General features: G+C 72.5%; 19 protein-coding genes. 9 read left to right on the forward strand and 10 right to left on the reverse strand.

Features of this window, described 5'->3' with window-relative positions:
- Positions 1–50 precede the first annotated feature (50 nt).
- On the forward strand, positions 51–1,499 hold the full coding sequence (locus GA0070624_RS04005; protein WP_091336777.1) for a glycosyltransferase 87 family protein: 1,449 nt from the start codon (positions 51–53) through the stop codon (positions 1,497–1,499).
- A gap of 40 nt (positions 1,500–1,539) precedes the next feature.
- On the opposite strand, the gene GA0070624_RS04010 is transcribed toward GA0070624_RS04005, so the two are convergent.
- The 4 genes from GA0070624_RS04010 to moaC all read right to left on the reverse strand — a co-directional run bounded on the left by GA0070624_RS04010 (position 1,540) and on the right by moaC (position 4,298).
- On the reverse strand, positions 1,540–1,977 hold the full coding sequence (locus GA0070624_RS04010) for a molybdenum cofactor biosynthesis protein MoaE (protein ID WP_091348111.1): 438 nt from the start codon (positions 1,975–1,977) through the stop codon (positions 1,540–1,542).
- Positions 1,978–2,042: 65 nt separating this feature from the next.
- A complete protein-coding gene (locus tag GA0070624_RS04015) occupies positions 2,043–3,302 on the reverse strand; it encodes a molybdopterin molybdotransferase MoeA (protein WP_091336778.1) in 1,260 nt (419 codons plus the stop codon).
- Between the two features lie 37 nt (positions 3,303–3,339).
- Positions 3,340–3,810, reverse strand: a complete 471-nt coding sequence (locus tag GA0070624_RS04020) for a MogA/MoaB family molybdenum cofactor biosynthesis protein (RefSeq protein ID WP_091348114.1) — start codon at positions 3,808–3,810, stop codon at positions 3,340–3,342.
- On the reverse strand, positions 3,807–4,298 hold the full coding sequence (gene moaC, locus GA0070624_RS04025; RefSeq protein WP_091336780.1) for a cyclic pyranopterin monophosphate synthase MoaC: 492 nt from the start codon (positions 4,296–4,298) through the stop codon (positions 3,807–3,809). The genes GA0070624_RS04020 and moaC overlap by 4 nt, the downstream gene beginning before the upstream one ends.
- 624 nt (positions 4,299–4,922) lie before the next feature.
- Here moaC and GA0070624_RS04030 point away from each other — a divergent pair.
- The 5 genes from GA0070624_RS04030 to GA0070624_RS04050 all read left to right on the forward strand — a co-directional run bounded on the left by GA0070624_RS04030 (position 4,923) and on the right by GA0070624_RS04050 (position 10,643).
- Positions 4,923–7,385 carry a putative bifunctional diguanylate cyclase/phosphodiesterase gene (locus tag GA0070624_RS04030; protein WP_091348117.1) on the forward strand — a complete coding sequence of 821 codons (2,463 nt, stop codon included), beginning with the start codon at positions 4,923–4,925 and terminating at the stop codon, positions 7,383–7,385.
- A gap of 66 nt (positions 7,386–7,451) precedes the next feature.
- Positions 7,452–8,786 carry a glycosyltransferase 87 family protein gene (locus tag GA0070624_RS04035; protein ID WP_091336784.1) on the forward strand — a complete coding sequence of 445 codons (1,335 nt, stop codon included), beginning with the start codon at positions 7,452–7,454 and terminating at the stop codon, positions 8,784–8,786.
- A 57-nt stretch (positions 8,787–8,843) separates the two neighbouring features.
- On the forward strand, positions 8,844–9,476 hold the full coding sequence (locus tag GA0070624_RS04040) for a phosphoribosyltransferase (protein WP_091336785.1): 633 nt from the start codon (positions 8,844–8,846) through the stop codon (positions 9,474–9,476).
- Positions 9,477–9,499: 23 nt separating this feature from the next.
- The gene (locus GA0070624_RS04045) at positions 9,500–9,877 is read left to right on the forward strand and encodes a TFIIB-type zinc ribbon-containing protein (RefSeq protein ID WP_091336786.1); all 378 of its coding nucleotides are present in this window, start codon (positions 9,500–9,502) and stop codon (positions 9,875–9,877) included.
- A gap of 88 nt (positions 9,878–9,965) precedes the next feature.
- A complete protein-coding gene (locus tag GA0070624_RS04050; RefSeq protein ID WP_091336787.1) occupies positions 9,966–10,643 on the forward strand; it encodes a maleylpyruvate isomerase N-terminal domain-containing protein in 678 nt (225 codons plus the stop codon).
- Between the two features lie 34 nt (positions 10,644–10,677).
- Here the strand turns inward: GA0070624_RS04050 and GA0070624_RS04055 are convergent, their stop codons facing one another.
- Positions 10,678–13,341 (reverse strand): replicative DNA helicase, encoded by a 2,664-nt coding sequence (locus GA0070624_RS04055; protein WP_091348120.1) that lies wholly within the window; start codon positions 13,339–13,341, stop codon positions 10,678–10,680.
- 414 nt (positions 13,342–13,755) lie between these two features.
- On the opposite strand from GA0070624_RS04055, the gene GA0070624_RS04060 reads away from it, so the two are divergent.
- Positions 13,756–15,306 (forward strand): hypothetical protein, encoded by a 1,551-nt coding sequence (locus tag GA0070624_RS04060; RefSeq protein WP_091336788.1) that lies wholly within the window; start codon positions 13,756–13,758, stop codon positions 15,304–15,306.
- 203 nt (positions 15,307–15,509) lie between these two features.
- Here the strand turns inward: GA0070624_RS04060 and rplI are convergent, their stop codons facing one another.
- The 4 genes from rplI to rpsF form a co-directional block, all read right to left on the reverse strand.
- Entirely contained in the window at positions 15,510–15,956 is a 447-nt protein-coding gene (gene rplI / locus GA0070624_RS04065) for a 50S ribosomal protein L9 (RefSeq protein WP_091336789.1), read from the reverse strand.
- 14 nt (positions 15,957–15,970) lie between these two features.
- Positions 15,971–16,210: a 30S ribosomal protein S18 gene (rpsR, locus tag GA0070624_RS04070; RefSeq protein ID WP_013289355.1), complete on the reverse strand. Its 240-nt coding sequence runs from the start codon at positions 16,208–16,210 to the stop codon at positions 15,971–15,973.
- A gap of 41 nt (positions 16,211–16,251) precedes the next feature.
- Positions 16,252–16,779: a single-stranded DNA-binding protein gene (locus GA0070624_RS04075; RefSeq protein ID WP_176731587.1), complete on the reverse strand. Its 528-nt coding sequence runs from the start codon at positions 16,777–16,779 to the stop codon at positions 16,252–16,254.
- A gap of 79 nt (positions 16,780–16,858) precedes the next feature.
- The gene (gene rpsF, locus GA0070624_RS04080; RefSeq protein WP_089011932.1) at positions 16,859–17,149 is read right to left on the reverse strand and encodes a 30S ribosomal protein S6; all 291 of its coding nucleotides are present in this window, start codon (positions 17,147–17,149) and stop codon (positions 16,859–16,861) included.
- Between the two features lie 677 nt (positions 17,150–17,826).
- Between rpsF and GA0070624_RS04085 the strand changes: the two genes are divergently transcribed.
- On the forward strand, positions 17,827–18,618 hold the full coding sequence (locus tag GA0070624_RS04085; protein ID WP_091336790.1) for a deoxyribonuclease IV: 792 nt from the start codon (positions 17,827–17,829) through the stop codon (positions 18,616–18,618).
- Complete coding sequence (locus tag GA0070624_RS04090) at positions 18,615–20,759, forward strand: hypothetical protein (protein WP_091336791.1); 2,145 nt, start codon at positions 18,615–18,617, stop codon at positions 20,757–20,759. Before GA0070624_RS04085 ends, GA0070624_RS04090 begins: the two co-directional genes overlap by 4 nt.
- Positions 20,760–20,780: 21 nt before the next feature.
- Here the strand turns inward: GA0070624_RS04090 and GA0070624_RS04095 are convergent, their stop codons facing one another.
- Positions 20,781–22,313: a glycosyltransferase family 87 protein gene (locus GA0070624_RS04095; RefSeq protein ID WP_091336792.1), complete on the reverse strand. Its 1,533-nt coding sequence runs from the start codon at positions 22,311–22,313 to the stop codon at positions 20,781–20,783.
- Positions 22,314–22,401 lie beyond the last annotated feature (88 nt).

Genomic DNA, 22,401 nt, shown 5'->3' on the forward strand with positions numbered 1-22,401 from the left:
CTACCGGACCTGGACGGTTAGTACGACCTTGGTACGGGGGTGGCCACGCCATGCCGGCGACCGTCGGTAGACGGGTGGGCCGCCTCGCCCCAGTCCACCGCGCAACGCGTGGGATCGATCGCAGGACAGTCGTACGGACCGGCATCGTGGCCGCCGTCGCCTACGCCGCATGGCTCGCCATCGGCGCCTTCGGGCGGCCGTACAACTTCTTCGACATGAAGATCTACCACGGTGCCGTGGTGTGGTGGGCGAGCGGCAACGAGCTCTACGAGTTCATCGCGCCCGCCACGACGCTCGGTTTCACCTACCCACCCTTCGCCGCCCTGCTCATGCTGCCGATGTCGTGGCTGCCGGTGGGGGCCGCCGGCTGGCTCAACGCGCTCGCCAGCATCGCCGCGCTCGCGGTCGTCCTGGCCGCGCTGCTGCGCCCGATCGTCGACCGGCTCGGCTGGCCGCTCTGGTTCACCGTGGGCATCGCCGTGCCGATGGCCGTCGCCATCGAGCCGTCCCGGGAGACGCTCGGCTACGGCCAGGTCAACCTGCTGCTCTTCGCACTGATCATGGCGGACCTGATCGGGCTGCGCTGGCGGGCGAGGCGGGGCACCCACCACGACACCGCCGACTCCGCGCTGGCCCGGTTCGCCTACAGCGGGGTCTGGGCCGGGGCGGGCATCGGCCTGGCCACCGCGGTCAAGCTGACCCCGGCGCTCTTCATCGTGTACCTGATGACCACCCGGCAGTGGCGGGCCGCGCTGACCGCGATCGGCACCACGATCGGCGTGACGCTCGGGGCGTTCGCGCTGGTCGGGCCGGAATCCCGGGCATATTTCGGCAGCGTGCTCTGGCAGACCGAGCGGGTCGGGGCGGCGGACATGACCGCCAACCAGTCCCTCGCCGGGCTGCTGGCCCGGCTCTACGACTCGATCGAGACGCCCGGCCTGCTCTGGCTCGCTTTCTCGGTGCTGGTCCTGGCGCTGGGGCTGTCCCGGGCCGCCACCGCGCGGGCCGACGGCGACGAGCTGACCGCCTTCACCCTGGTCGGGCTCACCGCCAACGTGATCAGCCCGATCTCCTGGTCGCACCACCTGGTCTGGGTCATCCCGGCGATCATCGTGCTGGCCGACGCCGGGGTACGCCGGCGGGAGGCGAGCCGCGGTCTGCCGCCGCGCGCCGCGACGCCCTCGGTGGCCGGCGGCGTGCCCGGGGTCAACGCGCTGCGCCCGCCGATCTGGTACCCGGCGCTCACCGGGTTCCGCCACGGGGCGGCCGCGGTCGGGCTCTACCTGCTCTTCCTGATCTCGCCCATCTGGCCGTACGAGCACCAACTCCCCGAGGTGTCGCACTACCAGGACGGCCTGTTCGGCGCGCTGATGGAGAACTCGCTGGCCATCGCCCTGATCATGCTGGTCGCGGCGCTGCCCTGGCGCCCCGGCGCGGAGCCGGCGTTCTACAACGACCGGTTGGTCCGGGCCGCCCAGCTCGCCGCCGCCCGCCGCTGACCGCCGGCGCGGGCGGTCGACCCGCCCAGGGACCGACGGGTCAGGGGCAGTTCACCCACTCCTCGGTGCCGTCGGCGAAGACCTGCCGCTTCCAGATCGGCAGTCGCGCCTTCACCTCGTCGACCAGCCGGGCACAGGCCGCGAACGCGGCGGCCCGGTGCGCGGTGCTGACCGCCGCGACCAGGGCCACGTCCCCGATCTCCAGTGGGCCGATCCGGTGCGAGACGGCCACCGCGTAGACGTCCGGGTCGGCGGCCACCTCCGCGGCCACCGCCCGCAGCACCGCCTCGGCGGTGGGGTGACCCTCGTACTCCAGGCTGGTCACCTGGCGCCCGTGGTCGTGGTCGCGGACCACGCCCTGGAAGGAGACCACCGCGCCGGCCCGGGGGCCGGCGACCGCCGCCTCGTGCGCGGCGAGGTCGAGCGGCTGGTCGGTGACGGTGCCGTAGCTGGTCGGGGTGACCGTCCGCGCGGGCATGGCCCGTTCCTCCTTCCCCGCGGTGTCCACCGCGTCGACCGACGCGGTGCTGCCCGGCGCGCTGCTCACCACGCCCGCTCCCCGGGCAGGAGCGGCAGCGGCACGACCGGCACCCGGGCGCCGGGCTCCCCGCTGGTGCCCGGGCGGATGACCGCGAAGCCGTCCGCTCCGGCCAGCCCCCGCAGCATCGCCGAGCCGACGTGGCGCACCGGGTGGGCGGTGCCGGCGGCCCGGTCCAGCCGGACCAGGGCGAGGTGGGTGTAGTCGCCGCGGCCCGGCACCGGCTCGGCCAAGGTCGCCTGCGGCAGCACCGGCATCGGCCGGCCCTGCAGGCCGGCGAGCAGGGGCGCGACCAGCGAGACCAGCGCGACGATGGCGGACTGCGGGTTGCCCGGCAGGCCGGCGACGAAGCGCACCCGACCGTCCTCGCCGGCCAGCCGGGCCAGCAGCATCGGGAAGCCGGGGCGGACCGCGACGGTGTTGACCACGTAGTCCGCGCCCAGGTCCGCCAGGGCCGGGTGCAGGTGGTCGACCGGGCCGTGCATCGTGCCGCCGGTGGTGCAGACCAGGTCCGCGTCGGCGAGCGCCGCGCGCAGGGCGGCCACGTGGGCCTCGAGGGTGTCGGCCACCGGTCCGATCACGTCGGCCGGGCGCACCTGGCAGCCGTACCGGCGCAGCCAGGCCGGCACCGCCGGCCCGAGGGCGTCGCGGACCCGGCCGGCGCCGGGCGGGCCGGAGGTCAGCAGCTCGTCGCCGAAGACCAGCAGGGCGGCGCGGGGCTGCCGGCGGACCCGGAGGGTGTCGTGGCCGCAGGAGGCGGCCAGCCCGATCAGCGCCGGGTCGACCGGGGTGCCGGCCGGGAGCAGCTCCTCCCCGGCGTACGCCTCCTCGCCCGGCTCGCGCCACTCCGACGCGGGCCGCGGCGTGCCGGCGACCCGGCCGTCGGCGGTCCGGGTGGACTCCTCGATCCGCAGGATGGCACTGGCCCCCTCGGGGACCATCGCGCCGGTGGCGATCTCGACGGTGGTGCCGTCGCTGGTCAGCGGGGGCGGGCTGGTCCCGGCGAGCACGCGCCCGACCACCTGCCACGGGCCGTCTCCGCGCACCGCCCAACCGTCCACGCTGGAGGTGGGGAACGCGGGCAGGTCCGTCCGGGTGGTCAGCGGCTCGGCCAGGGTGTGGCCGTCGGTGTCGGCGAGCGGCCGGTCGACCGCGGGGAGCGCGGCGGCGAGGCCGACCGCATACACCCGGGAGCGGGCCTCCGCCCACTCGGCCGGCGGCGGCGCGGCGACCTCGGCCGCGGCGGCTGCGGTTTCCGTGCTCATCCGGCGAGCCTAACGCCGGGACGACGGTCTCGCGCCGTCAGTGGTCCCCGCCACGCAGCTGATCGACGGCGTGGGTCAGGATCGGCCCGAGCACGGCGAGGCCGTCCTTCGCGCCGCCGGTCGAGCCGGGCAGGTTGACCACCAGCATCCGGCCGGCCACGCCGGCGAGTCCCCGGGAGAGGGCGGAGGCGGGGATCCGGTCCCGGCTGTGCGCGCGGATCGCCTCGGCGATGCCGGGGATCTCATAGTCGAGCAGGGCCCGGGTCACGTCGGGGGTCCGATCGGTCGGCGTGATGCCGGTCCCCCCGCTGGTCAGCACCACGTCGATCCCGTCGGCGAGGGCCGCGCGCAGCGCCTCGCCCACCGGCTCGCCGTCGGGCACCACGACCGGCTCGTCGACCTGACAGCCCAGCTCGCGCAGGCCGGCGACCAGCAGCGGGCCGCTGGTGTCGGCGTACACCCCGGCGGCCGCCCGGTTGGAGGCGACGATCACCCTGGCCCGGATCACGGCCGGTCCTCCGGCCGGACCCACTCGCCGGTCTTGCCGCCCTCCTTGCGGAGCACGCGGACCGCGTCCACCGAGGCCGCCGGGTCGACCGCCTTGACCATGTCGACCAGGGCGAGCCCCGCGACGGCCACCGCGGTCAGCGCCTCCATCTCGACCCCCGTGCGGTCGGCGGTCCGCGCGGTGGCGGTGATCTCGACGGTGTCGGTGGTGAGCCGCAGGTCGACGGTCACCCCGTGCAGGGCGATCGGGTGGCAGAGCGGGATCAGCTCGGGGGTGCGCTTGGCACCCATGATGCCGGCGAGCCGCCCGACCGCGAGCGCGTCGCCCTTGGGCAGGCCGTCGCGGCGCAGCAGGTCAACCACCTCGGCGGTGGTGCGCAGCCGGCCGGCGGCGACGGCGAGCCGGCCGGAGACCGGCTTGGCGGAGACGTCCACCATGCGGGCGGCGCCGGCCGGGTCGACGTGGGTGAGCTGCGCGGGATCGGTCACGGCCGCGAGCCTAGCTTTCCGGTACGACGAATGCCCGCGAGGCACTCGGCGTGGCCGAGCCGACATGCAAACGCGACCCGGAGAAACCGGTGTGGGATTCCTCCCGCGTCGGCTTCCGCTGATTCGTTCGACACTCAGACCGAAGTGCGGATGAGGTGTCCCCGAAAAGCCGGGAGACTGATAGCTGTTTGGAACACGACGTCTCGCGGGCATATGTACGACAGCGTTGTGCAGCCGATCGAACACGGAAAGGAAAGCCCTCCGCGCTCTCCGCACAACCCCGAGTCACAGAAAGTCATGAATAGCCTCAGTGTTGGCTAATCTTGAATATAGTCGCATATTTACCTCCTAAAGATCCCTATCCTGACTTAGGCTGCCATTCATCAACGAAGTGGCGCGCGGCCGACAATTGCCGAGCGCCGGGGGTCGAAGGAGGCAGGGACATGCGCGGTAGTGACTGGGGCTGAAATCCGACGTGGGACCTGCGGCCCTTTGCGCGTTAGGCTGCGGTCGGCGGTGAAGTAGTCAGCCGGGAGTGGTGTGACTCTTACCAGGCAACGCGACAATGAGACCGATCGGCGGCTCCGGCTGCTTGTCGGTCTCGTCGTCGTTCTCGCCGGCTGCATGACCTTGGCCGCGCTCGGGATCGCCTCGGTGTCGGCGCCGGCCCGATCGCTGGCCGACGTGGCGACCTTACTGGCGCTCGCCCTCGTGATCGCGCTGGGCATGCTCGTCAAGGCGCGAATCCGCATCCGGTCCACGACACACCTGATCAGCTGGAATGAGACCGCCATCGTCCTCGGCGCGGCGGTCGCGCCGATGTCCTGGGTGGTGCTCTGCACCGGCGTCGGGGTCGCCCTCGCCTCGTGGCGGTTGCCCCGGATCAAGCTGCTCTTCGCCATCAGCAAGAACATCATCGTCGCCTTCGGCGCCGGCACCACGCTGGCGGCCCTGCACTGGGGATCCTCGGCGGAGGTGCCGCATCTCATCGGGATGCTGGGTGTCGCCTACCTGGTCGCCGCCCTCCTGGATGACCTCCTCGCGATTCCCGTCATCGCCCTCGCCTCCGGCACACCGGTCTCCCGCCACTTCCTCAGCAACCTCGACCTGCGGTTGGCCGGCTTCGCCGTGCGATTCGTGGTGGCCGCCTGCACGCTGCTCATCCTGAAGGAAGACCCCCGGCTGCTGCTCGCCGTGCCCCCGCTGGTGCTCAGCCTGCACCTGGCCTACTCGACCCGGATCCGCACCCGCACCGAGCAGCAGGCCTGGCAGCGGCTCGCCCGGACCACCGACGCGCTCAACGTCGTGGACCTCGACCAGGTCCTGACCACCGCTGTCACCCAGGCCGCCGAACTCTTCTCCGCCGACGAGGTCGAGATCGAGCTGCGCGAGGGCGGACGCGTCGTGCGGGGCGGCACCCGCGGCATCGCGTACGACGGCGACGCGCCCGAGGCCAGCACGGTGGGCGGGACGGTCGTCCCGGTCCCACTGGAGGGCCACGACCGCTCGGTCGACCTCGGCGTGCTGCGGCTGCGCTTCGCCGGACCGGTCGAGCTCTCCGAGCGCGAGCAGTACACCCTGCGTACCTTCGCCTCGGCCCTGTGCACCGCGGCCCGCAACGCTCAGGCGTACGCCGAGCTGGCCCGGGTCGCGGCGGAGCACGCGCACGACGCCGCGCACGACTCGCTGACCGGGCTGGCCAATCGGCGCCAGCTGCTCGACGAGGGCACCAAGCAGCTCACCGGCCGGCACGCCGACGGGGTGACCGCGCTGGTGCTGATCGACCTCAACCACTTCAAGGAGGTCAACGACACGCTCGGGCACGGCGCCGGGGACCGCGTGCTGATGCAGGTCGCCGACCGGCTGCGCGGCGCGGCCAGCCCCGGCGACCTGGTGGCCCGGCTCGGCGGCGACGAGTTCGCGGTGCTCCTGCGGCGGCTGCCGGCCCCGGCGATCGCCGCGCACCGGGCGGAGGCGCTGCTCGCCCCGCTGCACGAGCCGCTCGACGTGGACGGCATGCGGATCAGCGTGGAGGCCAGCGGCGGCATCGCCGTCGCGCCGGCCACGGGCGGCATGGCCGAGCTGCTGCGCCGCGCCGACGTGGCGATGTACCAGGCCAAGCGGGCCGGCCAGCGGATCTCGACGTACGCGCCGACGCGGGACACGGCCGACCTCGGCCGGCTCACCCTCAACGGCGAGCTGCCCCGGGCGGTGGCCGACCACGAGTTCACCGTCAACTTTCAACCGATCGTCGACCTCGGCACCGGCGAGGTCACCGGCGCGGAGGCGCTGGCCCGCTGGCGCCATCCGACGCACGGCCTGATCGACCCGCTGCGCTTCCTGGAGGCGGTGGAACGCTCCGGCCTGCTGCCGGCGTTCGCGGAGGCGATCCTCGACCAGGCGCTGATCGCGGCCGGCACCTGGCGCGACGCCGGCTTCGACCTGCCGGTGTCGGTGAACGTATCGCCCCGCAGTCTGCTCGATGCGCGCTTCCCCGGTGCCGTGCTGGCCCGGCTGCGGGCACACGACCTCCCGCCGGACCGGCTCGTGCTGGAGCTGACCGAGACGCTGACGCTCAGCCAGCTCGACGTGGTCGACCGGGTGCTCAGCCGGCTGCGCGACTCCGGCGTTCGGCTCGCCCTCGACGACTTCGGGACCGGCTACTCCTCGCTCTCCCTCCTCTCCCGCATCCCGGTGCACGAGCTGAAGATCGACCGCAGCTTCGTGACCGCAATGGAGAGTTCGGCCGAGGCGGCTGCGGTGATCCGCTCCACCCTGGACCTCGGCCGCAGCCTCGACCTGGCCGTGGTGGCCGAGGGAGTGGAGAGCGAGCCGCAGCGGCGGGCCCTCTGGGAACTGGGCTGCGTTGCGGGGCAGGGACACCTCTTCGCCCGGCCGTTGCCGGCCGGCGCGCTGCTCGCCGCCCTCCAGCGTGGAGCGGGCGGACGCCCGGGCGTCCTGGCTCCGCCGCTGCACGACGCGGGCGCGGTGATCCGCCTTCCCGGCCGCCGGCAGGGCGGTCGCGGGCGGGCGGCCGGCTCCGCGCAGGGCGCCGGCCTGGCCGCGGAGGAACCCAAGGGTCGGTGACTGCCGGCCCGGGCCGCCGGGTCCGAATGTGGAGCGGCGAGCTGATCATCTGCCAGACTGACCGGCGTGACCGCCGTCCCCGACCGGATCTCCCGCCGCCGCCGGCGCTGGCAGGCACTGGACTCCGCCGCCGGCGGCCTCGCCCTCGACCTCGCGCTCTATGCCCTGTCGGGGGTCTTCGCCGCGATCACCGCCGTCACCTCCACCCTCCCACCGCACCGCGCCTGGGGGACGATCGCCGCCGTCGGTTACCTGGTCGCCGCGCTCGCCGTGACCGGCCAGTTCCTCGTCCGGCGGCACCGCGCCGACGCCGCGTTCGCCGGGCTCACCGGGCGCTGGGCGGTGACCGGCCTCGCCTGGGCCGCCACCGCGCTGGTGCCGCTGGCCGCGCAGGCGGTGCAGCGGGCGGGAGGGCGTACCGACCGGGCGCAGGAGGAGGTGGTCGTGGTCGAGCACGCCGGCGCGCGGCTGGCCGAGCACGGCACCCCCTATCTCGGACACGACGCGATCGCCGCGCTGCCCGCCGGGGAGCGGCTGCTCGGCTACACCCCCTACCAGCCGGGGATGGCGCTGTTCGGGCTGCCCCGGGCCGGTGTCGACGCCTGGTGGACCGACTCCCGGATCTGGTTCGCCCTGGTCACCGCCGTCGTGCTCGCCCTCGCCGTGGGCACGCTGCGGTCCCACCTCGGCACGGCGGTCACCGGTCACCGAGGCGCCGCCGTGCTGCGGGGCGTACAGGCGGCCACCGTACTGCCGGTCTGCGCGCTGACGCTCGCCACCGGTGGCGACGACCTGCCCGTACTCGCGCTCTGCCTGCTGGCCCTGGCGCTCGCCGCCGCCGACCGGCCCGGTCGGGCCGGCGTCGTGGTCGGGCTCGCCGGCGCGCTGAAGCTCTTCGCCTGGCCGGTGGGGCTCGTCCTGCTCTTCTGGGCGGGCACCCGCCGGGCCGCCGGTCGGGTGGCGGCCGGCGCGCTCGGGCTACCGGTCGCCGCCCTGGTCCCGGCCCTGCTGGTCGACCGGGACGCCCTGGTGGAGAACGTGCTGCGCTTCCCGCTCGGCCACGGGCTGGTGACCAGCCCGGCGCAGTCGCCGTTCCCCGGCCACCTGATCGCGACGCTGCTGCCCGCCGGCCGACTGGTCGCCGCCGCGCTGCTGCTCGCGGTCGGTGCCGCGATCGCCGTCCGGCTCGTCCGCCGTCCGCCACGCACCGCCGTCGCCACCGCGGTGATCTGCGGGTACGGGCTGCTCGCCGCGATCCTGCTGATGCCCTCGACCCGCTTCGGCTACCTGCTCTACCCGCTCGCCCTGCTGGTCTGGGCACCCGCGCTGGCAGCGACCACGGCGGCGCGGGCGGCCCGATCCGGCGACGAGCTGGCGGCCGAGCCGGCGGCCGCCGGCTGACCGGCTTTTCGCCGAGTTGCCGGGCGCGGCACGCCGACAGGGCGTACACCTGAGGACATGACCACCTACCGCGACCGGACCGAGGCCGGCCACGTGCTCGCCGACCAACTCCAGGGGCTCGCCGGGCAGCCCGACGTCATCGTCCTCGGCCTGGTACGCGGCGGCGTGCCGGTTGCCCGGGTGGTGGCGGACCGACTCCGTGCACCGCTGGACGTGCTGGTGGTCCGCAAGCTCGGCATGCCGTGGGCCCCCGAGTTGGCCTTCGGCGCGCTCGGTCCCGCCGGCGTGGAGGTGCACAACGAGATGATCGCGGGTCGGCTGAGCGAGGAGGACCGGGCCGAGGTCAGGCAGCGGGAGCAGGCCGAGTTGGAGCGGCGGGAGAGCCGCTACCGCGCCGGACGACCCCCGCTGGACCTGACCGGGCGGACCGCGGTGATCGTCGACGACGGGCTGGCCACCGGGGCCACCGCGCGCGCCGCCGTGCAGGTCGCCCGGCACCTGCGCGCCGCCCGGGTGATCGTCGCCGTCCCGGTCGCCTCGCAGGAGGCGTACGAGATGCTGGCCGCCGAGGCCGACCAGGTGGTCTGCCCGCAGATCCCGCCGGACTTCGGGGCGGTCGGCGCGTACTACGACGACTTCCGCGAGATCTCCGACGACGAGGTGACGGAAACGCTTCACGCCACTGCGTGATCCCACCAGGTACCTTCGGTGTCATGCAGCTCACCTGCCCCAAATGTCACGGAGAAATGCGCCAGTACGAGCGCAGCGGAGTCGTCATCGACCAGTGCACCGAGTGCCGGGGGATCTTCCTCGACCGCGGTGAACTCGAGAAGCTGTTCGAGGCCGAGGCGAACTGGAACCGCCAGCACGCGCCCGCGGCGCAGGCCGGCCAGCCCTCGGGCGGGTACCCCCCACCGCCCCCGCCGCCCGCCCCGCAACAGCCCGGGTACGGCGCCGTGCCCCCGCCTCCGCCGCCCGGCCACGGCTACCCGGCGCAGCCTGCGTACGGGGGCGGGCAGCACTACGGGTACCACGGCCACTACCGGCGCAAGAAGCACCACGGCGGGTTCCTCGGCGAACTCTTCGATTGATCCCCGGCGGGCGGGCCGGCGTGCTGCCGGCCCGGCCGGCCCGGTTTCCCAGGTGCCGACGACGCGCGGCCGTGGCACGCTGCACGGCATGAGGGCCATCTCGCAGCACGAGGCGCTGGCGCAGGCGTACGACGGCATCACCGCGGTGGTCACCGGGCTGGACGACGACGGCCTGCAACACCCCACCCGCTGCCGCGGCTGGCTCGTCGCCGACCTGCTCTTCCACGTCCTCTGCGACGCCCAGCGGGCGCTGGTCGCGCTGGCCAGCCCCGCCGACGGTCCGGCCGACGTGGACGACGTCAGCTACTGGCGCTCCTTCGCGTCGGGTGGCGAGGGCAGCGTCCGGCATGCCTGGTGGGCTCGCCGGTCCGCCGCCGCCTTCGACCGACCCAGCGGCGTCGTCCGGAGCTGGTCGGAAACCGCCCCTGCCGCCGTCCGGGCGGCCGCCGCCGCGGACCCGAACGGGTTCGTCACCACCCAGGGGCACGTGCTCCGCGTACCCGACCTGCTCGCCACCCTGACCACCGAGGCGGTCATCCACCACCTCGACCTGGTGGTGGAGCTGCCCGACGCGCCGCCCCCCGCCGAACTGCCCACCCGGGTCGCGGTGGCCACCATGGACGGCCTGCTCAGCGACGACGCAGTCCGGCCGGCGGGCTGGGACGACGTGGAGTACCTGCTCAAGGCCGCTGGCCGGGCGCCGCTCAGCGAGCGGGACCGGTTGGAGCTGGGCGAGGCCGCCGGCTGGTTCCCGCTGATCGGCTGACCCGCCGGCGCCGACCGTGGATGACCCGGCGGGATCAGACGATTGCCATGTCGACGAAGCGGGACAGGTGGAGCTGCGCAGCAACGGTCACCGTGTCGGTCGGGCCGTTCCTGTGTTTGGCAACAATGAAATCCGCTTCTCCCGCCCGCGGCGACTCCTTGTCGTAGTAGTCGTCGCGGTGCAAAAGGATTACGACGTCGGCATCCTGCTCGATCGAGTTGTGTGTGGCGATGCCGTTCGCGATGAAGTTGTGCGTACCGAGCACCGTCGCGTCGTAGACGTCCCGCTCTCCCAGAGACTCGATCGACGTGATCTCGTCCCAGAAGATGTCGTTGGTCGCGTGCAGGTCCAAGTCCGCTGCATCCAGGACGGCAGCGATCTTCGCGAGCCTCGACCGGCGAGGGGCGTGCTTCCACAGCGTGCTGCCGCAGAACTGGGTGCCGATCGCAGCAGCGAACTGCCTGTGGCTCATGCCCTGCTCGGCCAGGATCTCCCGTACTCGGGTCCACACCTCGGCTGGGACCGTGTCGACGTTCGTGTTGCTCTCCAACGAGTCCAGGGAGGCAAGAAGCGAAGAACACTTGACCGACCGTTCACCGTGGACGCCGATCTCGCGAAGGAACCGAAGTTGGTCGTCCCGCCCTGAGATGTCGAGGGTGTACTGCGGCCTGTGACGGACAACCGGCACCTGCCTCAGTCGGGCGCTGATGCCGTACCTGAGCAGCAAGCGCGAGATGTCCTCGAGCATCCGGCGGCTCGTGGAGGAGAAGTACACCCGCCCGCCACGGCCGGACTTGTTGACCGTGACGGATCCGTCCGTCGCCCAGAGGTGACGGAGGAACAGGGTGATCTGTTCCTTGGGCAGACCGAAGACGGGTTGCGGCACGAACTTCTCGTGGGACCTGAGACCGAACAGTCCGAGCCGGTCGAGCCACTCAGCCACCGGATTGCGTCGCCCGCGTGCCAGTCGGTACGGAGCCGGCAGGCGGAGCGTCGTCACACGAGCAGCGGCGTAGTCGTCGCGGACGGCAGTGATACCAAAATGCTTCGCCGCCTCTGCCACCGCGTGCAGGTTCATCTCGTCGCAGCTGGCGTAGCGGATCGGCTGACGTCGCACGAAGGAGCCGTCACCGAGCAGATGCGCCAGCAGAACTACTTCTGACTCACCCCACGGGCTGATGGCCAACGGGGGTGGAACATGCCTGGGGGCAGCGATCCGCGCCCCAACCGTCAACTCACCCAGCGGCATCCACCCGGCAAAGGTAAGGAATGGGTGGTTTGCCGTGGCGTCGATGTACTTGCCCGAGGCGAGAGTCAAGCGGTAGACCTCGCGGGTTCCGCTGGGAAAGACGTGAGTCATGGTGCGGGGGGTGTATCGAAGGCTCTCGTCCAGGGCCCAGACCGGGATGTCCCGCGCGTCCTCGGCGAGTAGCTGACCCAGAGTCACCTCGGAGTTGTTGTCGGCTCGGATAAGTCGCGTCTCTGCCGTCAGACACCCGGACTCACGCAGGTCTGAGAGCTGGGGTCGCTTGTCGGTGCGCTGTTCCGGGCCACGGTTCAGCTGGCTCACTGCGATGACCGGGCACTCGACCTCCTTGGCCAGCAGCTTGAGGCCACGGGAGAGGTCCGCGACCTCCTGCTGCCGGCTCTCGGTGCGCTTCGGCGAGGTCATCAGCTGGAGGTAGTCGACGACAATCAGCTTCAGGTTGTGCTTCTGCTTGAGCCGCCGCGCCTTGGCCCGGATCTCCATCAGGTTCATGCTCGGCGTGTCATCGACGAAGAGCGGCGCCTCGCTGATCTCGCCCATGCAGCGGGCCAGCTTGGTCCAGTCGTCGTCGGACAGCTGCCCGCTGCGCAGCACGTGCAGCGGCACCCGGGCCTCGGCCGAGAGCAGCCGCATGACAATCTCGACCTTGCTCATTTCCAGCGAGAAGATGGCCGCGGCCTGATTGGCGCGAATCGCGGCATTTCGGGCAAAGTCCATACTTGCCGTTGACTTGCCCAAACCGGGCCTTCCCGCCACGATGATCAGCTGGCCGGGGTGCAGGCCGTTGAGGAGCCGGTCCAGGTCGGTGAAGCCGGTCGGCACGCCGGTCATCACCCCGCCCTGGGCGCCCACCGCCTCGATCTCGTCGAGGGTCGGCTGGAGCATGTCGGCGAGGACGGCGAAGTCCTCGCTGACCCGGCGCTCGGTGACGTCGTAGACGGCCTGCTGGGCCAGGTCGACGATGTCGTCCACGTCCCGGCTGCCGCCCTGACCGGTGCCGTAGCCGAGTTGGACGATCCGGGTGCCGGCCTCGACCAGCCGGCGAAGCACCGCACGCTCGCCGACGATGCGGGCGTAGTAGGCGGCGTTGGCGGCCGTGGGCACGCTGGCGATCAGCGTGTGCAGGTAGGGGGCGCCGCCGATTCGGGCCAGGTCACCGGAGTCGGCGAGGGCGGCCGCGACGGTGATCGGGTCGGCCGGCTCGCCCCGGCCGTAGATGTCGAGGATCGCGTCGAAGATGGTGGCGTGCGCCGGGCGGTAGAAGTCGTTGGACTTGAGGATCTCCACGACGTCGGCGATGGCGTCCTTGGAGAGCAGCATGCCGCCGAGGACGCACTGCTCGGCGGCCACGTCCTGGGGAGGGGTCTTGTCGAACTGCCCGTCCCGCTGCGCCGGCGCGGGCGGCTGCCCACCGGCCCGCTCCGTCCGCATGTCGTCGGTGACCGACACGGGGTCCCCCTCACTGCGTCGGATCGAGTCCAGCTCTACCGCCAGGGTCTGACAACTTCCGACGACCGATCCGGTCGATCGGGGGCCACCGCCCGGACGGTCGGGGGGTAACCATACGGAACCCGAGCTCAGCCACTCAACAACGGCGGTGGACGAGTCTCGGGACAACCTGTGGATGCCGGGGGACGGACATGTGCGCAGCGTGTGCACAGGATGTGGATAAGTGGTGGGGAATTCCGGCCGGATGCGCCCTGACCTGGTACTACGCAATCCCCACCCTGTGGAGGAGAGATTTCGGGTCGAGCCCTGGCGCCGTTCGTCCCGTACTATCTGGAGCGAACGGCTACACCTGGACAGCGGATTGCACTTTCGGTTGAGAAGGGTCACGCTCCGGCCGTGAGTTACCGGGACTGGGGAAGCGGGGAGGGCAGCCCGCGCGAGCGCCAGCCGACCGCCTCCTGGGACGATCCCGGAGAGCCAGTTCCGGCCGACCCGTACGCCTCGGGCACCGAGCGCTACCGCACACCCAGTCGCCGTCGTGCCATCGAGCGCGGTCAGCAGGAGCCGGTCGACAACTACCTTCCCCGCTGGGCCCTGGAGTCGGGCGTGCGCCGGGCGGACGGCGGGGGCCGGCACGCCGCCCCCGACGACGACGATGACGAGTTCGACCCGCCACGCCCCGACGGCGGGTGGCGCGCCGACACCGGCTGGCGCCGGGAGGCCGGCCGCGCGCTACGGACGACGATCGATGCCGGCGCCGACCACACCGGCGAGTGGACCGTCGACACCGAGCAGGGGTACGTCGGGAGCCGGCGGGCCGAGTCGTCGAAGGACGAGCCGGTCTCCGGGCCCCCGCGCAGCCGGCCGCGTCGTTCGCGCTCGCGCCGACCGCAGGTGATCTGGTCGGGCCTGGCGGAGACCCCCGCGCCCCCCGAGGGGGAGGCCGACCGGTGGGACACCAGACGGTCGAGCCGGCGGGCGACGGCGGATTCGTGGTCCCGGCCGGGGGTCGACTCCTGGGCCCGCTCTGCGGAGCAGGATCCCGCCGAGCGGCCGGCGGTCGATCCGTGGGACGCCTCCGGGGTACACGCGTGGGACCGCTCCGCCACCGGCGGCCGGTGGGACCAGACGGACGGCACCGGCCGTTGGGACCAGCCCGACAAGACCGGTGAGTGGGACGGGTACACCGACACCGGCCAGTGGGACCGGTACACCGACACCGGCGAGTGGAGCCGGTACGCCGACGCGGGCCGGCGGGATCGGTACGCCGAGGTCGATCGGTGGGATCGGTCGACGCCGGCGCCGGTCCGCCAGCGGGTGGCCGAGGGCTGGGCGGCAACGGAGCAGGCGGAGGGGTTCTGGTCCGGGACCCGGCTGGCCAGCGACGACCCGCGCTGGATGGACACGCCGACGTCCGCCCCGCGCTCTCCTGTGATCGGCTACACCGCCCCTCGCCCGCGTACGGTGCCCCGCCAACGGCGGGTCGAGGCGGTGAGTGCCGGCCGTCGCGCTGGTGCGGCGTCGATCCGGCGTCGGATGGAGACGTTCGGCGGTGGATCGTGGAGTCGTCGCCTCGAGGACGACCTGCTCGACCCGGATCCGGGCGGGCCGATCCGTCCGCTCGTCTACACGGCCGCCTGTTACCTGGTACCGGCGCTGCTGGTCTTCGTCTGGCTGTTGACGCTCGACGGGCAGGCGCCCCCGGGCTGCGTCACCGACATCACCGGCGGCGGCTGCGACTCGCCGCGTACGCACGCGTTCGGCTCGCTGATCGCGGGGACCCCGCGGTTCGGCCTGGCGCTGGTGAGCAGCCTGGTCGTCGCGGTGCTGCTGCGCCGGGTCGGGACGACCTGGCGGTCGGCGACGGTGGCGCTGGCCGCCGCGGTGGTCGGTGGCGGTCTCTCCACGGTGCTGATCAGCGCGGTGACCGGTCAGCCGATCGGCTGACCAGGCCACGACGGCCATTGTTCGCTCGAATGGGGGCTCCGGCACCGGGCGTAGCAGGGTGCCGAGCGTCGACGGGCTCGGCAGCGGCTCGTCTGCCCGGTCGCCGGCGCCGCGGTCCACCACAGGCGGAGCCGCGGTCCACCACAGGCGGAAGGGCCCGCACCTTGCTCGGGTGCGGGCCCTTCCGTGGTGCTGTTTGGGTGTCAGCCCTGGACGACGTTCAGGTCGAACCTGGCGGTCACCTCGGGGTGCAGCTTGACGCGCACCGGGTAGGTGCCGGTCGACTTGATGTGACCGGGCAGCTCCACCCGACGACGGTCCAGGGTCGGGCCGCCGGCGGCCTTGACGGCGTCGACGATCTCGGCCGGGGTGACCGAGCCGAAGAGCCGACCGCCCTCGCCGGCGCGGGCCTTCAGGCTGACCTTGAGACCCTCGAGCTGGGCCTTGACCTCGTTGGCGTGGTCGAGGTCGCGGATCTCCCGGGCCGAGCGGGCCCGCTTGATGAGCGTGACCTGCTTCTCCGCGCCCTTGGTCCAGGCGATCGCGAAGCCCTGCGGCAGCAGGTAGTTACGGCCGTAGCCGCTCTTGACCTCGACGATGTCGCCCGGGGTGCCGAGGCCGGACACCTCCTGAGTCAGGATGATCTTCATGTCCGTGCCTCCTCTCAGCGGGTCGTGGCCGTGTACGGCAGGAGCGCCATCTCACGGGCGTTCTTGACCGCACGGGCGATCTGCCGCTGCTGCTGCGAGGTCACGCCGGTCACCCGCCGAGCGCGGATCTTGCCGCGGTCGGAGATGAACTTGCGCAGCAGCGCGGTGTCCTTGTAGTCGATGTAGGTGATCCCGTCCTTGTCGAGCGGGTTCACCTTCTTCTTCGGCTTGCGAAGTGCCGCAGCCTTGGCCATTGCTCTTGCTCCTGGTTTGCGATCGCGGGCGCTCGGCGCCATTAGAACGGGGGCTCCTCGTCGAAGTTTCCGCCGCCCGAACCACCGCGCGAGGGAGCCGGTGCAGCCGAGGCCCAGGGGTCGTCGAAGTTGCCTCCGCCGCCCTGGCCACCACCGCCACCGAAGCCGCCACCGCCGCCGCCGGAGCGGGACATCTTCTGCACCTTCGCCGTGGCGTAGCGCAGCGACGGGCCGATCTCGTCGACCTCCAGCTCGATGACGGTGCGCTTCTCACCCTCGCGGGTCTCGTAGGACCGCTGACGTAGCCGGCCCGACACGATCACCCGGGCACCGCGCTGCAGCGACTCGGCGACGTGCTCGGCGGCCTGCCGCCAGACGGTGCACGAGAGGAACAACGGCTCGCCGTCCTTCCACTCGCCGGACGCCTTGTCCATGAATCGGGGCGTCGAGGCGACCCGGAACTTGGCGACCGCGGCCCCGGAGGGGGTGAACCGCAACTCGGGGTCATCGGTCAGGTTGCCGATGACCGTGATGGTGGTGTCTCCTGCCATGACCATCTCCTCGCGCACTCATCAGGTCTGTGTACAGGCTCTCAGAGCCCTCCGACAGAGCCGATGAGGCTGATCCGGGCGAACCGGGTGTGGATGCTCAGCGCATCTCCGGCCGGATGACCTTGGTGCGCAGCACGGACTCGTTGAGCCGCAGCTGACGGTCCAGCTCGGCCACCGCCGCAGGCGTCGCCTGCAGGTCGATGACGGCGTAGATGCCCTCGGCCTTCTTGCTGATCTCGTACGCGAGGCGCCGGCGGCCCCACACGTCGGTCTTCTCCACCGAGCCACCCGCGGTCCGGATCACGTTCAGGTACGTGTCGAGCGACGGGGCGACGGTGCGCTCCTCGAGGCTGGGGTCGAGGATCACCATGATCTCGTAATGACGCAAGACGTGCTCACCTCCTGTGGGCTAAGCGGCCACGGTCCTTCCGTGGCAGGAGGTCTGCGTCGTGGCCCGCTCCGGGACCGGGGGGACCCGGCCGGACGCGGACAACCGGACCAGGATACCCGGTCCCGACGATCATGCCGGGGCCGGTCGGACGAGCCGGTCGTACGCGGCGACAGGGATCCACCCCCGGTGTCGATGACCGGAAGTGGACCCCTGTCCACTCAGACCGCGGGGCGTCCCGTCCGCATTCCTTGGGTGGGACCTGGGGAGGAACGACCACACCGATGAGGTTGGATCGAGGACGCCCCGCGGAGCTTTATCGTGTTGTTACCTGATCCGACCATACAACGGCTCTCGTCACCTGATGGGGGAAATGGAGGAATTACCCGAGCCGTGGTGCTGGTGAGCCGCTGGGTGTCACGAAGGGGACGCCGCCCCGTCGTGCCGGGCCGCACGACGGGGCGACCCGTTTCCGGGGGTCTCCCGCCAGCCCGGACGCGTTGTGGACCACGCCCGGCCGAAGCGTCGACCATCGATCCCACCTCTGACAACGACCGCCCGCCCGCCGGGTGACGCGCGATCGCCGGGAAGCGGGGGGCGGCGAAGCCGGAACGGGTACCGAGCGGCACGCGCCGCCGACACCCGCGACGTCGTAGTCGGGACGTAGGCTCGCCTGCATGCGAATCGGAGCCCACGTCGATCCGACCGACCCGCTGGCCGAGGCGACCGCACGCGACGCCGACGCCGTGCAGTTCTTCCTCTCCGACCCCCAGGGATGGAAGGCCCCGAAGCCCCGGGAGGACGCTGAGCGCCTGCGTGGGGCGGACGTCGACATCTACGTCCACGCGCCGTACGTCATCAACGTGGCCACGCTCAACAACCGCATCCGGATCCCGAGTCGCAAGCTGCTGCTCGGCCACGCGACCGCCGCGGCGGCGATCGGCGCGAAGGGGCTGATCGTGCACGGCGGCCACGTCAACGCCGGCGACGACCTGGCGGTGGGCTTCGACAACTGGCGGAAGACCTTCGCCTACGCGGCGGACTCGGGTGGCTTCCCACTCCCGGTCCTGATCGAGAACACCGCCGGCGGCGACAATGCCTGCGCCCGGCGCCTCGACGCGCTGGCCCGGCTCTGGGACGCGCTCGGGGATTACCAGGTCGGCTTCTGTCTGGACACCTGCCACGCCCACGCGGGCGGTGAGGAGCTGTTGGGGCTGGTCGACCGGGTCAAGGCAATCACCGGACGGATCGACCTGGTGCACGCGAACAACTCCAAGGGCGCCTTCGGCTCGGGCCAGGACCGGCACGACAACCTCGACGGCGGCACCATCGACCCGGAGCTGGTGGTGGCCGTTATCCGCGCGGCCGGCGCCCCGGTCATCGTGGAGACCCCGGGCGGGGTCGACGGCCAGGGGGCCGACATCGCCTTTCTTCGCCAGCAGCTCGGCGGGGGGAAGTCGGCGGCATGACCACCGAGCAGTCCGACGCGACGGACGGCGGCCGCCGCCCGGATCCGGCCACCGACGGCGGCACCCGCACGGCCGCCGGTGACCCGAGCGAGCGCGCCACAGCGACTGACGGCATCATCGCGTCAGCGTCAGGAAAGGACGAACCGGCGGGCGACGCGGGGGAGTTCTCCGCCGCCGGTGGGAGCCCGGCCGCCGCGACCGGCGGTACCGCCGCCGGAAAGATCGGCGGGGGCGAGGTCGCCGCCGACCACAGCGAGAGCGGCGGAACGGCTGCCCGGAAGACGGGCGAGACCGCAGCCACCGCCGGCAAGAGCGGGAAGGGCGAGGCCGGCGGGAAGGACGCCACCGCGGGAGGTACGGAGAAGGCTGACCCCTGGGCCGCCTTCGGCCCCGCCCCGGACCCGGTGGTGACCCGACCGCGCCGGGCGGTCCGCGCGGTGGGCCGGTTCCTGGTCCACCAGTGGACCCTGGCCACCCTCGCGTCGCTGGCCCTGGCCGTCCTGCTCACCTGGCCGACGCTGCGCTACCCGCTCTACACGCTGCCGCAGGACTACTGGGACCCGAGCCTCCAGTCCTGGCAGATGGCCTGGTCCGGGCACATCCTGCTGACCGACCCGGCACACCTCTGGCAGTCCAACACCTTCTTCCCGGAGAAGTGGAGCTTCGCCTTCTCCGACACCCTGCTCGGGTACGCCCCGGCCGGCATGCTCGGTCACGGCCCCGAGGCCGCCGTGCTGCGATACAACATCGTGTTCGTACTTGCCCACGCGCTCGCGACGCTCGGGGCGTACGCGCTGGCGCGGCAGCTCGGCGCGGGCCGGATCGGCGGGGCCGTGGCCGGGGTCGGCTACACCTACGCCCCGTGGCTGCTGGCCCAGGCCGGGCACCTGCACATCGTCTCCAACGGCGGCATCCCGCTGGCGCTCGCCATGCTCGCCCGGGGCCACGGCTGGTCCCTGCGGTACGGCTACCGGCCGCACCGCCGGCACGCCGGATGGGCGTACGCCGGTTGGCTGGTGGCGGCGTGGCAGCTCAGCCTGGGCTTCGGGATCGGGCTGCCGTTCGCGTACCTGCTGGCCGGCATCGTGCTGGTCTCGGCGGTCATCTGGTTCGCCCGGCGCTGGCTGGTCCGGCCGGTGAAGCGCCCGTTCGGCGTCCGGCTGCTCGTCGCCGACCTGGTCGGCGGCGCACTCTTCGCCACGGTCGGCGGGCTGCTCGCCGTGCCGTACTTCAAGGTCGCCGAGCTGCACCCGAACGCGGCGCGGACGATCGGCGACATCGCCATCTACTCGCCGCCGGCGAGCGGCTTCTTCACCGCCCCGGCGGAGTCGCGGATCTGGGGCGGCCTGCACGAGGGAGCGCGGGCGACGCTGCCCTGGCACCCCGAGATGACGCTGCTGCCCGGCTTCGTGCTCTACGCGCTGGCCGTCGGTGGGCTCTTCTTCTCCGTCTGGCGGCTGCGGCACCGGCTGCTGCTGCTGGCCGGAGTGCTGGCGACGATGGCCCTGGCCATGGGCACGCGATTCTTCGGCGGCGCCCTCACCTACGTCCCGCTCTTCGAGCACCTTCCCGGCTGGAACGGGCTGCGGACACCGGGCCGGATGATGCTCTGGACCACCCTGCTGCTCGGCCTGCTCGCCGCGGGCGCGGTCACCGCGTTCGCCGCCCGGGTCCGCGAGCTGGCCGCCGAGCGGGTCCCGCCGTGGCCCGGCCCGTGGCTGCGGCTGGCCACCCTGCTGCCGCTGCTGCTGGTGATCGTGGAGGGGCTCAACAGCACGCCGCACCCGGTGGTGCCGCAGCAACCGGCGGCGATGCGGACCGTGGACGGCCCGATGCTGGTCCTGCCGAGCAGCCAGAACCTGGACCAGCCGGTCATGCTCTGGTCGACCAGCCGGTTCCAGGACATGGTCAACGGCGGCAGCGGCTTCACCCCGGACACGCTCGCCCGGGTCCGCGAGGTGACGCTGGCCTTCCCGGACACGGCGAGCGTCGAATACCTGCGCGGCCTGGGCGTCCGCAACGTGGTGGTGCTGCGCGACCAGCTCGCCGGCTCCCCGTGGGAGCGGGTCGTCGACAACCCGGTCGACGGGCTCGGCATCACCCGCGAGGAGGTCGGCTCCGCCGTGGTCTACCGTCTCTGAGCCGTCCTGGACTTACGCGTCTCAGGCGGTGGCGGGCTCCGGTGACGGCTCGCTGGTCGCGGAGGGGTGGCGCCAGCGGAGGTACCAGGGGGCGTCCGGAGCCCCGTCGAGGACGCCGCCGTCGGGGTCGTCCGGGTAGGTGGAGCGCACCACGTCGCGCTCGGGCCGGAGGATGTCCCGGATCACCAGCCCGCAGAGCAGCGCAACGGTGATCAGCCGGAGGCTGGCAGCCAGCACGAAGATCCCCTCGGGGAAGACCGGGCGGCTGGTCGCCGCGCCGAGCAGCTCGCCGTAGAAGGCGGTGAAGTAGCAGACCTCCGCGACCTGCCAGGCGAGGAAGGCGCCCCACCGGGGCCGGGCGAGCACCGCGAGCGGGAGCAGCCAGAGCACGAACTGCTGGGACCAGACCTTGCTGAAGATCAGGAAGGCGGCGACGACCAGGAAGGCGAGCTGGGCCAGCCGGGGCCGGCGCGGGGCCAGCAGCGCCAGCGCGGCGATGCCGAGGCAGGCCAGCCCGAAGAGGGCGTACGAGACCCAGTTGAGGGTGGGGATGTTGGCGTTCAACCACTCGAACGGACCGAGGTCGCCCGGGCTCGCCGGGCTCACCTTGCCGTCCAGGTAGCGGCCGATGTACCAGAGCGTGCCCCAGTCGATCGGTCGGGTGCTGTTCAGCTCGAAGAAGCGGTCCCAGTTCTCCCGGTACGGCAGGGCCACCGGCAGGTTCACCAACACCACCGTCACCGCGGCCGTGATGATCGACAGGAGGGCGGCCCAGACCCGGCCGGCGCGGACCGCGAGCACCAGGATCGGCCCGAGGATGAACAACGGCCACATCTTCGCCGCGCCGCCGAGCCCGAGCAGCACCCCGGCCAGGGCGGCCAGCACGGCACCGTACCGGCCGGGTCCGGAGCGCGCCCAGGCCAGCAGGCCGAACGCGGCCAGCCCGACGGCGAGCAGATCCCAGTTGACCGTGGCGGTGAGCAACAGCGCGGGGGCGAGCGCGAAGAGCGCCGCGTCCCAGGGTCGTCGTCGGCGCAGCGCGAGGATCACCGCCACGGTGGCGACCCCGAGCGCGCTGAGCACCAGCGCGTTGACGTTGTAGAACCACTGCCCCTGGTTGATCCCCGGGTCGTCCGCGCCGAGGGCGTGCACCGGCAGCCCGAGCGCGCCCATGAAGTACCCGGTCAGCACCGGGTACTCCACCGGGTGGTCCCGGTAGGGCACCTTGCCCTCGTTGAGCCCCTCCGCGTAGTAGAGCGCGAGCACGTCGGTGTAGCACATCCGGGTGTACTGGATGTTGTTCTGCCAGGCGCCGTCCTGGCAGGGCGACTTCTGCACCCAGTGCAGGGCGAGCGTCAGGCAGACCAGGGCCAGTACGATCCGGGCGGCGGTCCAGAACCGCCCCTCACGGCCGGCGGGTCGGTCCAGCGCGACCGCGTGGTCGCCCAGCGGTCCACCGATCATCTCCGAGACCCCGCGGACGAAGCCGTCTGAGCGGGACGGGTGGTCGCTGGTCCCGGCGTCGTCGATGCCTGCCGTCGACTGGGTGCTCATGGAGACGCATCCTGCCGTACGCCGGGGGTCGGCGCCCGCATCGGCCACACAATTTCGGTACGCGGATACGCCGACGGCGGCCGGACGC

The organism is Micromonospora rhizosphaerae (assembly GCF_900091465.1).
Classification (GTDB): domain Bacteria; phylum Actinomycetota; class Actinomycetes; order Mycobacteriales; family Micromonosporaceae; genus Micromonospora; species Micromonospora rhizosphaerae.

Bases quoted from the DNA above. Each gene is read 5' to 3' on its own strand.
- GA0070624_RS04090 (WP_091336791.1), top strand. From the start codon at position 18,615: ATGACCACCGAGCAGTCCGACGCGACGGACGGCGGCCGCCGCCCGGAT.
- GA0070624_RS04030 (WP_091348117.1), top strand. From the start codon at position 4,923: ATGACCTTGGCCGCGCTCGGGATCGCCTCGGTGTCGGCGCCGGCCCGA.
- GA0070624_RS04050 (WP_091336787.1), top strand. From the start codon at position 9,966: ATGAGGGCCATCTCGCAGCACGAGGCGCTGGCGCAGGCGTACGACGGC.
- rpsR (WP_013289355.1), bottom strand. From the start codon at position 16,210: ATGGCCAAGGCTGCGGCACTTCGCAAGCCGAAGAAGAAGGTGAACCCG.
- GA0070624_RS04055 (WP_091348120.1), bottom strand. From the start codon at position 13,341: ATGCGGACGGAGCGGGCCGGTGGGCAGCCGCCCGCGCCGGCGCAGCGG.
- GA0070624_RS04040 (WP_091336785.1), top strand. From the start codon at position 8,844: ATGACCACCTACCGCGACCGGACCGAGGCCGGCCACGTGCTCGCCGAC.
- GA0070624_RS04085 (WP_091336790.1), top strand. From the start codon at position 17,827: ATGCGAATCGGAGCCCACGTCGATCCGACCGACCCGCTGGCCGAGGCG.
- GA0070624_RS04015 (WP_091336778.1), bottom strand. From the start codon at position 3,302: ATGAGCACGGAAACCGCAGCCGCCGCGGCCGAGGTCGCCGCGCCGCCG.
- GA0070624_RS04010 (WP_091348111.1), bottom strand. From the start codon at position 1,977: ATGCCCGCGCGGACGGTCACCCCGACCAGCTACGGCACCGTCACCGAC.
- rplI (WP_091336789.1), bottom strand. From the start codon at position 15,956: ATGAAGATCATCCTGACTCAGGAGGTGTCCGGCCTCGGCACCCCGGGC.
- GA0070624_RS04095 (WP_091336792.1), bottom strand. From the start codon at position 22,313: ATGAGCACCCAGTCGACGGCAGGCATCGACGACGCCGGGACCAGCGAC.
- GA0070624_RS04045 (WP_091336786.1), top strand. From the start codon at position 9,500: ATGCAGCTCACCTGCCCCAAATGTCACGGAGAAATGCGCCAGTACGAG.
- GA0070624_RS04005 (WP_091336777.1), top strand. From the start codon at position 51: ATGCCGGCGACCGTCGGTAGACGGGTGGGCCGCCTCGCCCCAGTCCAC.